The organism is Pedobacter sp. 01T416_2, assembly GCF_056398925.1.
In genome coordinates this window covers 1-11,978 of sequence record NZ_JBFTQI010000077.1, presented here as the reverse complement: position 1 = coordinate 11,978, position 11,978 = coordinate 1, and the positions used below count along the sequence as shown (strand labels likewise).

Here is an 11,978-nt window from a genome sequence, read left to right as displayed (position 1 = left end):
CATCCCCATCACTTCGAATAGCTGTTGAAAAAGCAAAATCTAAGCCATTTTAGGCACTAGTTAAGCGTTTTAGTCTTTTTTAATCTCGAATAAACTGAGAATCAAAGCCATAAGATAAATAAATTAATATTAATTTAAGCAGATCGTTTAAATTAATATTAGATTATTTCATTTCGCCTTATTGTTGTATGAATTTTACGACAGCTTAACTCATTATTTTAGGATCAATGAACAAAATATTCGTTCATTTTATCAAGACATAATTAAAAGCAAAGTCCCTTTAATTTTATCCTGAAATAAAGTGCAAAAACCACGAGGGTTAAGTTTATTAATAAACGCCAAAAGTCCGTCTAAACACATCTGCAATTTCGCCGAGTGTAGCATATTTTTCAACGGCATCTATAATCAACGGCATCAAATTTTTCTCGCCTTTTGCAGCTTCATCCAACTCTTGCAATGCTTTTTCTACAGCATCTCCATCGCGGGTTGCTTTTAAATATTCTAATTTTTCAGATTGCAGTTTGCGGATTGAATCATCAATATTAAAAACCTCTGTCAGGCCTTCTTCTTCCTGGGTAAATTTATTTACACCTACAGAGATTCTTTCGCCATTTTCGATTTCTTTCTGATACTGGTAAGCTGCATCAGCAATCTCATTTTGCATATAGTTGCTTTCGATGGCATTAACCGAGCCACCCATGGCATCTATCCGATCGACATAAGCCCAGGCAGCAGCTTCTACTTCATCGGTTAAGCTTTCTACAAAGAACGATCCAGCCAATGGATCTACGGTATCGGTAACACCACTCTCGAAGGCAATAATCTGTTGAGTACGCAAAGCAATTTTTGCAGCCGATTCGGTTGGAAGCGAAAGTGCTTCATCATAACCATTGGTATGTAAGGATTGAGTTCCGCCAAGAATGGCAGCCATAGCCTGATTGCTTACCCTGATTACATTGTTTAGAGGTTGTTGCGCCGTTAAGGTTGAGCCTCCGGTTTGGGTATGAAATCTTAACATCTGCGCTTTTTCATCTGCAGCACCCAAATCTTTGGTAATTTTCGCCCACATCCGCCTTGCGGCCCTAAATTTCGCTATTTCTTCAAAGAAATTATTATGGCAATTGAAGAAGAACGATAACCGCTTCGCAAATACATTAATATCTAAACCTTTATCTAAAGCGGCTTTTAGGTAGGTTTTTCCATTAGCCAATGTAAAAGCAAGTTCTTGTACAGCGGTTGATCCAGCTTCACGAATGTGGTAGCCAGATATAGAAATGGTATTCCACTTTGGCACTTCTTTGCTACAGAACTCAAAAATATCGGTAATTAAACGCATGGATTGCTTTGGCGGATAGATATATGTGCCTCTTGCAGCATATTCTTTTAAAATATCGTTCTGTATCGTCCCCGAAATCTGTTTTAAATCTGCGCCTTGTTTTTTAGCCAGCGCAATATACATGGCCAATAAAATTGAAGCAGTAGCATTGATCGTCATCGAAGTCGTGATGTTTTTCAGCTCGATACCATCAAATAAAATTTCAATATCCTTTAACGAATCGATAGCCACCCCCACTTTACCAACCTCTCCATCAGCCATTTCATGATCAGAGTCGTAACCGATTTGTGTTGGAAGATCAAAAGCAACAGATAAACCTGTTGTTCCCTGAGCCAATAAATAATGATAACGCTTGTTCGATTCTTCAGCAGTTGAAAAACCAGCATACTGCCTCATCGTCCACAAGCGACCGCGGTACATATCCTTCTGGATTCCCCTGGTAAATGGAAATTCTCCAGGCAGCTCTTCCATTGGCTTCGCTTCGGTATACAGCGCCTTTATTTCAATACCTGAAGTGGTGGTATACTTTTTTTCGCTCATAATTGGTTAGTTCAATGGTCATTGGTTCATTAGTGCAGCAAAGTTGCTTAACTGTTGAAATTGGTTAACTGTGCATATTTCAGTTAACCAACCGAAACAATTAACCACATCAAAAAAGTTGGTGAATATCCTTTTTGATCAGTTCGATGGTTAAATCGTAAGGGTTTTCATCAATACTGGCCATGTGCTGTAAAATTGCTTTACTCAACTCAATTCCATTTGCATCAGCAGGTAAACCTTGTACTGCATTGTTAATCATGGCAATGGTATCGTCTTTTAATTTACGCACCACACCCCAGGTTACACTATCTACATACAACTGCTGGGTAATATTATGTTGGTACTCCGAACGGATTTCATTTAAAATACCTGCTTGCAACGTAGCAATGGCAATTCCTTGCTGATGCAGGCGAACAAGCAAATTTGCAGGGTTAATACGATCGATAAATAGGATTAAACGCTCGTGAGCCTGTAAGCGCAAGGGCAAAATATGCGCCCGGCTTTCTTTGTTTAGCTCGATGGTTTTTAAGTTAAAGAAACGCTGGATATCGTTCTTTAAAATATAATAAACAGCCATTAGTGCAATGAAAATGCCTGCAAATAAGATCACTATATCAACTAAAATTTGTTGGGTATTCATAAGTATTGTTTAATTACGGTAATATTAACGGACCGTTAAAAGCAAAAATGTGCATTATTATTYATATTTGTAACAGATAAAATTTAAATAACATGAGCACAACAGTTGATACAGCATTTGCACCAGTTACTTTTTCTGAAGGAGCAGCCAAAGAGTTATATAAATTAAAGGATCAGCAGGAGATAAGTGARGATTACGGATTACGTGTTGGCGTAGAAGGTGGCGGCTGCGCTGGCATGAATTATATTTTAGGTTTCGATCAGAGAAAAGAAGGCGATCAGGAGTATTTAATTGACGGCATTAAGGTTTTCATGAACAAAGCACACCAGATGTACTTAATGGGCATGATGATCGATTGGCAAGATGGATTAAATTCACGTGGTTTCACTTTCGTTAATCCTAACGCAACCAGCACCTGCGGTTGTGGCACGAGTTTCTCGGCATAAATAAAATATTATTGTAACATATAGTGCGGTCCCCTTGTCTAAACATCGGGACTTTTTTTATTTTTACAAGCTTTGCCYGCCAAACGCTTATCGCAATACTAAATGAATTACAGAGAAAACATCAGACTGGCATTAGAATCTATTAAAGCGAACCGCTTGCGTACTATGCTTACCGCCTTAATTATTGCCATTGGTTTAATGGCTTTGGTTGGGATTTTAACCACTCTTGATGCTGTAAAGAAAAGTATGACTGATGCATTTAGTAGCATGGGGGCAAACTCTTTCACCATCAGAAACCGCGGTACAGGAATTAGAATTGGCAATGGCAAACGCCCAAAACCTTTTAAAGCCATCCGCTACGAAGATGCCGTTAAATTTAAAGATAGTCTGAATACACCTGCAACTGTTGCCGTAAGTGTTTTTGCCAGCGGTGGTTCTACTATAAAATACGGGAGTTTAAAAACCAATCCCAACATCAATGTTCAGGGTATAGATGAAAATGGTTTAGCCTCTCAGGGATTAAATTTATCACAAGGAAGAAATTTTAGTGTTTCTGAAATACAGCTCGGAAGCAACGTTTGTATTGTTGGTGGCGAAGTAGTTGAAAAATTATTTAAAGGCTCCGATCCTTTAGACAAACTGATCAATGTAGGTAATAACCGTTTTAAAATTGTTGGCATATTAGAGAAAAAAGGATCGAGTATGGGCTTTAGCGGTGATAGGGCTGTTTATGTGCCTTTGCTAAAAGCCAAACAGATTAACGCCAATGCCAATCCATCTTACACCATAACAGTAATGGTACCCAGTAATGAGATGCAGGAAAACATTATTGGTGAATCTACTGCACTATTCAGAAATATCCGCAAGGTTAAGGTGAACGAAACCAATAATTTCGAGATTACCAAGAGTGATGCCATTGCTCAAACTTTATTCGAAAATCTGGCTTTTGTGGCTATTGGTGGTGTTGCCATCGGAGTTATTACCCTAATTGGAGCCTCAATCGGCTTAATGAATATCATGCTCGTTTCGGTTACTGAACGTACACGCGAAATTGGTATCCGTAAAGCCATCGGCGCAAACCCGAAGGTAATTCGCCGCCAGTTCTTGATCGAGGCCGTAGTAATCTGTTTAATGGGTGGTGCCCTGGGTATTTTTCTGGGAATAGTTTTAGGGAATCTCATCTCACTGGCCATGGGTGGCGCATTCTTAATTCCCTGGTTATTTATTATTGGTGGTTTTGTATTATGTGTATTTGTAGGAATCCTATCTGGATATTATCCTGCTAAAAAAGCGTCAAAACTAGATCCTGTAGAGGCCTTGAGGTACGAATAGGCTTTGTTGGTTCACTAGTTGATTGGTCAATAGTTCATTAGTTCATGGCTGATAGCCTAGAGGCTCAATAGTTCAGTGGTTAATAGCCAAAATGATAAATAGTAACCTGTTAAAATCAATTAATAGTACAAACGATTTGCGAACCCTCATCTGCTGAAGCAACTAAGCCATGAACTATCAAACTATTGACAGTGAACCAATCAAGATGTGCAATATGCCCGGACAAATGAACTAATGGCAAATGAACCAATGAACCCTAAAGCAATGCGTTATTCAATTGAGATTGGGTAAGCAGTTGTTGCATTAAGGGCGTGCTAAGGCTATCTTCGAGCGCTRCAGCATGTTTTAAATGATGCATATCGCTGCCTACAAAATCGACCATGTGATTTTCGACCATTTCTCCTGCTACTTTTTTTGCACCAGCGCCATAATAACCTGTTAAAGCAATACCGTTTACCTGCAACAGGCAGCCTGTTTCTCTGATCTGATGATAGCTTTCGAAAGAATTGTAGTAGTAAGGATAACGCTCAGGATGAGCCAGCACCGGTTTGTATCCGGCATCCTGCATCATCTTTATAAAATCGATCAGGTTCTGAGGGGCGTTTATATATGATAATTCAAACAAAAGATAATTATTCCCAAAAGTTAAAACCTCTTTCTGTCTGATTTTTTTCTCCAAGGTTTCATCCAGATAATATTCGGCAGCGGCATCAACCTCCAGATCGAGTTCGATTTCCTGTAAGCCTTTTCTTAACGTGTCTAATCCACGATTGATGGTATCTGGCGTATTTCGAAAATAATCGGCCATGATATGCGGAGTAGCAATCAGTTTCTTATAACCTAAAGCTTTAAATCTTTTGGCCAAAAGGAAAGAATCTTTAAGTGTTTGTGCGCCATCATCAATCCCCGGAATAATGTGCGAATGCATATCTGTTCCGATACCAGAGAAATTAAATTCGGGTGCTATTTTCTTCTTTTTAAATAATCCGAACATAATGGTAGATCATAGCTTTAACTTATCTCTTTTGGCAAATTGCTTGCCTCTGCTGCACCAGCTAATTTAGAGGAATAGATTTTATCGAGCAAATTATTTAAGTCTTCACTTAAATCAAACTGCAGGTCTTCGTGCAGTTTTTTGAATTTATTTATGGTTACCGCGACAGTTTTTAAGTAAAATATACTGAAAAGCATCATAAAATCGCGATAACCAAAAATTGATTTCTTATAATCAAAAGGGATGGCATTGAGGATAAACAGTTTCAATTCTACCTCACCAACCGGATCTTTAGTCACTTTATAAAAATGATTAACCGAGGTGATCATCTTCCGAACCTTTACCAATGCCTCTTTGGCATTTAGTTTTTTCAATTCCAGAATCTGTTCTTCCACATCGGCTTTAATCCTCTCCTTCCGATCTTCTAAATCGGTTTCATCTTCTAATAATTTGTAATGAAGATGCTCTGTAAGCACTTTATCTTTGGCCACCAAACGCAGCAATAGCTTGTCTTTTTCTTTGACAGGCAATTCTGTTATAGCAGTTTTTAGATCCTTGTGCTCCGATAACTTCATTTAAAAAGGGTTAGCCTTGATGTATTTTTCCCACTCCCATGCAGAGCGCATCATCTCATTGATATCAAGATTGGCTTTCCAGCCCAGTTCTTTATTCGATTTTTGAACGTCGCCATAAATCTGAACAATATCTCCTGCCCTTCTTGGACCGATTTTATACTCAAGCTTCTCTCCATTCACTTTTTCGAAAGCTGCAATAATTTCTAAAACTGAAGAGCCTTTACCGGTACCAATATTGAAAACATCGTAATTACCGTTAGGATTTCCTTCTTCCAGTTTCTTAATCGCTGCAACGTGTGCTTTTGCCAAATCAACCACATGGATATAATCGCGGATGGCAGAACCATCAGGAGTATTGTAATCGTCGCCATAAACCGTAATCGGACCACGTTTGCCAATAGCCGATTGGGTGATGAAAGGGACAAGATTGGCAGGAACACCATTAGGTAATTCGCCAATTAAAGCGGTTTCGTGTGCACCAACCGGGTTAAAATAACGCAAAGCGATTATATTTAAATCAGGTGTTACTGCAGCTGTTTCTGCTAATATTTCTTCGGCAATCTGCTTGGTATTTCCGTAAGGAGATTCAGCTTTCTGTACTGGTGCAGCCTCAGTTACTGGTAAAGTTTCTGGCTGACCATAAACGGTACAAGATGAAGAAAACACAAAATTTATCTTCCTGTTAAACGAAGTTAATAGGTTAATTAAACCGTAAAAATTGTTTTTATAATACTTTAAGGGTTGTTCTACCGATTCGCCAACAGCTTTTGACGCTGCAAAATGGATAATTCCATCAATATCGGTATGGTTTTCTGCAAATTCCTGAACTGCTCTATCATCCTGTAGATCGATTTCATGAAAATCGAACCATTTGCCAGTGATGGCATGAAGCTGGGTTAAAATTTTGATGTTCGAGTTAGAAAGGTTATCGACAATTACGACTTCGTATCCTGCGTTATGTAACTCTACTGCTGTGTGCGAACCTATGTATCCTGTTCCACCAGTAACTAATATTTTTGCCATTTTAACGGTTAAATGTGGTAAAATCTTTATGATCTATCTTCTCCAAAGCCTCTGCAGGCAATGATTTAAAATATTCGTATGTAATCTTCAATCCTTCAGCACGGCCAACTTTTGGCTCCCATCCTAATATCTCTCTCGCTTTGGTAATATCTGGTCTGCGCTGTTTAGGATCATCCTGAGGAAGTTCTTTATAAACAATTTTCTGCGTGGTGCCGGTAAGTTTGATAATTTCCTCGCAGAACTGCTTGATGGTGATTTCATCCGGATTACCAATGTTTACCGGCTGCGCATAATCACTCATCAATAAACGATAAATTCCTTCGATCAAGTCATCAACATAACAGAAAGAGCGTGTCTGACTTCCGTCGCCAAAGATAGTTAAATCTTCGCCTCTTAAAGCCTGTCCGATAAAAGCAGGTAAAACACGTCCATCGTTCAGGCGCATTCTAGGGCCATAAGTGTTAAATATCCTTACAATTCTGGTTTCTACACCATGAAAAGTATGGTAGGCCATGGTGATTGCTTCCTGAAAACGTTTGGCTTCATCGTAAACGCCACGCGGACCAACCGGATTTACGTTACCCCAATATTCCTCTGGCTGAGGATTCACATTTGGATCGCCATATACTTCTGAAGTTGAGGCAATCAGCATTCTTGCATTTTTATTTCTGGCAAGGCCTAAAAGATTATGGGTACCCAATGAACCTACTTTAAGTGTCTGGATCGGGATTTTAAGATAATCGATCGGACTTGCAGGTGAAGCAAAGTGTAAAATGTAGTGAAGTTTACCTGGAATATGTACAAATTTGGAAACATCGTGGTTATAAAACTCGAAATTCTCCAGCTTGAACAGGTGTTCGATATTTGCCATATCGCCTGTAATCAGGTTATCCATTCCGATAACGTGATAACCCTCTTTCACAAAACGATCACAAAGATGCGAACCTAAAAATCCGGCTGCACCTGTAATCAATATTCTCTTCTGACCCATTTTAATCTATTAGTTTTCTACCTATGCTGTTATAATAATAGCCAAGATCGATCATTTTTTGCAAATCGTACAAATTTCGACCGTCGAAAACCACTTTATTTTTTAAGATGTTGTCGATTTTCTCAAAATCAGGGTTACGGAAAACCGACCATTCTGTTGCAATCAACAGGGCGTCAGCACCTTCTAAAGCTTCGTATTGGTTTTTAGCATAATTTACCTGATCGCCAATAACATTTTTAACATTGGCCATTGCCTCCGGATCGAACACGGCAACGGTTGCGCCGTTCTTAACCAGCGCATTAATAATATATAAGGCCGGTGCCTCACGGATATCATCGGTTTCTGGTTTAAAAGCAAGTCCCCAAAGTGCAAAATGTTTGCCCTTGATATCACCTTTATAGTATTTAAGCACTTTGTCAACCAGGATTGTTTTTTGTCTTTCATTAACCTCCATTACCGATTTCAGGATCTGAAAATCGTAGGCATAATCATCAGATGATTTTACCAGTGCCTGAACATCTTTAGGGAAACATGAACCGCCGTAACCTACCCCTGGAAAAAGGAAACGTTTACCGATACGGTCATCAGAGCCTATGCCCCTTCTTACCGAATCAACATCAGCACCTACGAGTTCGCAAAGGTTGGCAACCTCGTTCATGAAGGTAATTTTGGTGGCGAGGAAAGAGTTTGCCGCATATTTAGTCAATTCAGAAGAACGCTCATCCATAAAAAGAATCGGGTTCCCCTGACGTACATAAGGACCGTATAATTCAGCCATCAGCTTTTTCGCTCTTTCGCTTTTAGTTCCTAAAACCACGCGGTCAGGTTTCATAAAATCATCAACTGCTACACCCTCTCTTAAAAACTCGGGATTGGATACCACATCTACTTCAATCGAAGTATTTTCGGCAAAAACAGCCTTTACCTTATCGGCCGTTCCAACCGGAACAGTAGATTTATTTACGATGACCTTATACTCGGTAATCAGTTTTGAAATATCCTTTGCAGCGCCTAAAATATAAGAAAGATCAGCAGCACCATCTCCACCTGGAGGCGTTGGCAAAGCCATAAAAATAATCTGCGCATCTTTTACTGCATCTGCAAGATTTGTTGTAAAAGTCAACCTTTCCTGTTCTATATTTCTATGGAACAAAAGATCTAAACCAGGCTCGTAAATTGGTACTTCACCAGCCTGCATCTGCTTTACTTTCGCTTCATTAATGTCAACACATATTACATCATTTCCTGTTTCTGCTAAACAGGTTCCGGTAACTAAACCTACGTATCCGGTACCAATAACGGCTATCTTCATCTGTTATAATTTATTAAACAATATTAAATTGTTTTTTATCAGTTTTAATGAGCTCGCAAGCTCGGTTATTTTAGCTGCAATGAAGCAATCATAATCTGCCTATTTATTGTATTGAAAGATAGGCCAAACCGTGAGGACTCCATATATTTTTAAGCTTTTTAAATATATTCGTTTTATCTTGGCACGAAGATATGAAATTACACGAATGCTTTTGCTTTACATAATCGGAATTCGGCTTTACACTTTGCTTATCAGGATATTTTCATTATTCAATCCTAAAGCTAAACTGTTTATAAACGGCCGTAAAAATAGCTACACACAAATTGCTCAGAAAATTAATCCGAGCGAAAAACACATATGGTTTCATTTTGCTTCTTTGGGCGAATTTGAGCAGGGCCGGCCAGTTTTAGAAAAATTAAAAACCCTTTATCCTGCTAAGAAAATTGTAGTTACTTTTTTTTCGCCTTCAGGATACGAAATCAGGAAAAATTATGCCCTGGCAGATGTATTTTATCTCCCTATCGATACCGCAGCTAATGCCAAACGTTTTATAGCAAGCATTAATCCGGAAATGGCCATCTTCACCAAATACGAATTTTGGCATTTCTATTTTAAGCAATTAAAAGATCAGGGCATTCCTTTATATGTGATTTCTGGGATTTTTAGAGAAAGTCAGGCTTTTTTTAAATGGTACGGCGGCTTTTACCGCAATATTTTAAAATCTGTTACTTACTTTTTTGTGCAAAACAAAGAGAGCGAAAATCTTTTAAAGTCGATTGGGCTAAATAATGTAACCATAAATGGCGATACCCGTTTCGACCGTGTTTATGAAAATGCGCAATCTCCAAAACAGCTTAGCCTGATCGAAAGCTTTATCGGCAACTCTCCTACATTAGTTTGTGGAAGTACCTGGCCTGAAGATGAAAAAATATTATCGGCTTTACCTGGAAAATATCCTAACTGGAAGTTTATTATCGCGCCACACGAGATCCACGAAAGCCATATTGAAAGTATCGAGAAACAGTTTTCAGCTGGCAGTGTGCGGCTTTCAGTTTTCAGTGCTAAAGGGGAGACTCACAATTCTCAGATCTCAAATCTTAAATCTCAAATCTTAATAATCGACAACATCGGCATGCTTTCTTCTCTCTACCAATATGGAAACGTAGCCTATATTGGCGGCGGTTTTGGAACGGGAATACACAACACTTTAGAAGCTGCAGCGTTTGGTTTGCCTGTAATTTTCGGCCCGAAATACGATAAATTTCAGGAAGCCAAAGATCTAATTGCCATAGGTGCGGCCAAAAGCATTTCTACTGTTGAGGAATTAATCGGTGCTTTCGAGGATTTTGCCAAAAATGAAGATGCCGCAGCGCAGGCCAAAAGATATGTTACAGATAAAAAAGGGGCAACCGATCAGATTATTTCGATGATTACGAAATCAGATCAGCCTTAACAATTTCTTCCACAATCTGGGGAATACCCTGATCAATTGAAACCGTTATCACATCGTGTTCATCAGTATGAGGCTCTTCCAATGTTTCGAACTGGCTTTTTAATAAACTAGAAGGCATGTACTGATGAGATCGCTTAGCAATCCGATCGTGAATTAAATCGAAATTTCCTTTTAAATAAACAAAGCGGATTGATGTATTATCTGTTCTTAGCAAATCGCGGTAAGATCTTTTCAATGCAGAACAGGCAATAATGCATGTTGTACCATCAGCAACATGTTCGCGGCCAACTTTCGCAATCAATTGCAGCCAATCTAAACGATCTGCATCCGTTAAAGGAATTCCTGCAGCCATTTTATCTACATTACGTTGCGAATGCAGGTTATCGCCATCTATAAATTCAGCATTTATTCTCGGGGCCAAAGCTTTACCAACTACTGTTTTACCACTTCCCGAAACGCCCATTAAAATAATAAAGCTCGCCATATTTAAACTATTTAACCATTCCGGCCAAAGCCTCGATAAACACCGGACTATCGTTTAAACTTTCTACCAACTGAACATGTTCACCACCCAAAGCCTTAAACTCTTCGTGATATTCTACCGTGATTTCGTAAAGCGTTTCTAGACAATCGGCCACAAAAGCAGGGCTAAAAACCAAAAGACGTTTTTTGCCTTCGCCAGCTAATTTCTTCAACACATCGGTAGTATAGGGTTGTACCCATGGCTCTTTCCCTAAGCGCGATTGGAAACAAACGGTATATTGATCTTTTGAGAGATTTAATTCTTTGGCAATTAATCTGGCCGTATCATGTCCTTGTGCAGAATAACAGAATTTATTGGTATCGTTTAATGTCTGACAGCAATCGGCGCTTTTCAAACAGTAACTTCCAGTATGATCGCATTTTAACAATTGACGTTCAGGTAAGCCATGGAAGCTGAACAACACGTGATCGTAGCTTTCTACCTGATGCTTTTTAGCATTTTCTGCAAAAACTTTAATCATCAGTTCGTTATCATGGAATGAATTAACAAATGATATTGGCGGAACCGTTGGCCATTTGCTCACCAGCTCCATTACCAGTTGCATTACCGAGCCGGTGCTTGCAGAGGCATATTGAGGAAACATCGGGATAACCTGAATGCTCTCTACCAAACCGGCTTTTAAATTGGCTAACGCCGATGCAACAGATGGGCTTTGGTAGCGCATGGCCAGCTCTACATGATAATCGTCTCCCAATCTTTCCTGCAGCATTTTAGCCTGTAGCCTGCTGTAATACAAAAGCGGTGAGCCATTTTCATTCCAGATTTCTTTATATAATTTTGCTGTTTTAGGGC

The 11,978-nt window shown here is 39.1% G+C and carries 12 protein-coding genes; 3 read left to right on the top strand and 9 right to left on the bottom strand.

Annotated elements, in window-relative coordinates; translation table 11 throughout:
• Positions 1–328: 328 nt before the first annotated feature.
• Together AC1DPQ_RS05350 and AC1DPQ_RS05345 are read right to left on the bottom strand one after the other, a co-directional pair.
• The gene (locus tag AC1DPQ_RS05350; RefSeq protein WP_477608284.1) at positions 329–1,876 is read right to left on the bottom strand and encodes an acyl-CoA mutase large subunit family protein; all 1,548 of its coding nucleotides are present in this window, start codon (positions 1,874–1,876) and stop codon (positions 329–331) included.
• A 109-nt stretch (positions 1,877–1,985) separates the two neighbouring features.
• On the bottom strand, positions 1,986–2,516 hold the full coding sequence (locus AC1DPQ_RS05345) for a DUF7935 family protein (protein WP_477581184.1): 531 nt from the start codon (positions 2,514–2,516) through the stop codon (positions 1,986–1,988).
• Between the two features lie 92 nt (positions 2,517–2,608).
• Here AC1DPQ_RS05345 and AC1DPQ_RS05340 point away from each other — a divergent pair, with 92 nt between their 5' ends.
• Together AC1DPQ_RS05340 and AC1DPQ_RS05335 are read left to right on the top strand one after the other, a co-directional pair.
• Positions 2,609–2,962 (top strand): HesB/IscA family protein, encoded by a 354-nt coding sequence (locus tag AC1DPQ_RS05340; protein ID WP_477581186.1) that lies wholly within the window; start codon positions 2,609–2,611, stop codon positions 2,960–2,962.
• 102 nt (positions 2,963–3,064) lie between these two features.
• A complete protein-coding gene (locus AC1DPQ_RS05335) occupies positions 3,065–4,294 on the top strand; it encodes an ABC transporter permease (RefSeq protein ID WP_477608282.1) in 1,230 nt (409 codons plus the stop codon).
• Positions 4,295–4,550: 256 nt separating this feature from the next.
• Here the strand turns inward: AC1DPQ_RS05335 and AC1DPQ_RS05330 are convergent, their stop codons facing one another.
• From AC1DPQ_RS05330 to AC1DPQ_RS05310, 5 genes are read right to left on the bottom strand one after another with little or no spacing between them, the layout of a single operon-like run.
• Positions 4,551–5,288 carry a tyrosine-protein phosphatase gene (locus AC1DPQ_RS05330; protein WP_477608280.1) on the bottom strand — a complete coding sequence of 246 codons (738 nt, stop codon included), beginning with the start codon at positions 5,286–5,288 and terminating at the stop codon, positions 4,551–4,553.
• Between the two features lie 17 nt (positions 5,289–5,305).
• Entirely contained in the window at positions 5,306–5,863 is a 558-nt protein-coding gene (locus tag AC1DPQ_RS05325) for a hypothetical protein (RefSeq protein WP_131032079.1), read from the bottom strand.
• The gene (galE, locus tag AC1DPQ_RS05320) at positions 5,864–6,886 is read right to left on the bottom strand and encodes a UDP-glucose 4-epimerase GalE (protein ID WP_477582449.1); all 1,023 of its coding nucleotides are present in this window, start codon (positions 6,884–6,886) and stop codon (positions 5,864–5,866) included.
• A gap of 1 nt (position 6,887) precedes the next feature.
• On the bottom strand, positions 6,888–7,877 hold the full coding sequence (locus AC1DPQ_RS05315; protein WP_108197729.1) for a UDP-glucuronic acid decarboxylase family protein: 990 nt from the start codon (positions 7,875–7,877) through the stop codon (positions 6,888–6,890).
• Position 7,878: 1 nt separating this feature from the next.
• Positions 7,879–9,189 (bottom strand): UDP-glucose dehydrogenase family protein, encoded by a 1,311-nt coding sequence (locus AC1DPQ_RS05310; RefSeq protein ID WP_477608278.1) that lies wholly within the window; start codon positions 9,187–9,189, stop codon positions 7,879–7,881.
• Positions 9,190–9,394: 205 nt separating this feature from the next.
• Between AC1DPQ_RS05310 and AC1DPQ_RS05305 the strand changes: the two genes are divergently transcribed.
• Complete coding sequence (locus AC1DPQ_RS05305; protein WP_477582445.1) at positions 9,395–10,642, top strand: 3-deoxy-D-manno-octulosonic acid transferase; 1,248 nt, start codon at positions 9,395–9,397, stop codon at positions 10,640–10,642.
• On the opposite strand, the gene AC1DPQ_RS05300 is transcribed toward AC1DPQ_RS05305, so the two are convergent.
• A complete protein-coding gene (locus tag AC1DPQ_RS05300) occupies positions 10,620–11,126 on the bottom strand; it encodes a gluconokinase (protein ID WP_477608276.1) in 507 nt (168 codons plus the stop codon). The genes AC1DPQ_RS05305 and AC1DPQ_RS05300 overlap by 23 nt on opposite strands.
• Positions 11,127–11,133: 7 nt before the next feature.
• On the bottom strand, positions 11,134–11,978 hold an 845-nt coding region (gene hemH, locus AC1DPQ_RS05295; protein WP_477608275.1), incomplete at its 5' end, for a ferrochelatase.

Coding starts and splice junctions, on each gene's coding strand:
- AC1DPQ_RS05350 (WP_477608284.1), bottom strand. CDS start 1,876: ATGAGCGAAAAAAAGTATACCACCACTTCAGGTATTGAAATAAAGGCG.
- AC1DPQ_RS05345 (WP_477581184.1), bottom strand. CDS start 2,516: ATGAATACCCAACAAATTTTAGTTGATATAGTGATCTTATTTGCAGGC.
- AC1DPQ_RS05335 (WP_477608282.1), top strand. CDS start 3,065: ATGAATTACAGAGAAAACATCAGACTGGCATTAGAATCTATTAAAGCG.
- AC1DPQ_RS05325 (WP_131032079.1), bottom strand. CDS start 5,863: ATGAAGTTATCGGAGCACAAGGATCTAAAAACTGCTATAACAGAATTG.
- galE (WP_477582449.1), bottom strand. CDS start 6,886: ATGGCAAAAATATTAGTTACTGGTGGAACAGGATACATAGGTTCGCAC.
- AC1DPQ_RS05315 (WP_108197729.1), bottom strand. CDS start 7,877: ATGGGTCAGAAGAGAATATTGATTACAGGTGCAGCCGGATTTTTAGGT.
- AC1DPQ_RS05310 (WP_477608278.1), bottom strand. CDS start 9,189: ATGAAGATAGCCGTTATTGGTACCGGATACGTAGGTTTAGTTACCGGA.
- AC1DPQ_RS05305 (WP_477582445.1), top strand. CDS start 9,395: ATGCTTTTGCTTTACATAATCGGAATTCGGCTTTACACTTTGCTTATC.
- AC1DPQ_RS05300 (WP_477608276.1), bottom strand. CDS start 11,126: ATGGCGAGCTTTATTATTTTAATGGGCGTTTCGGGAAGTGGTAAAACA.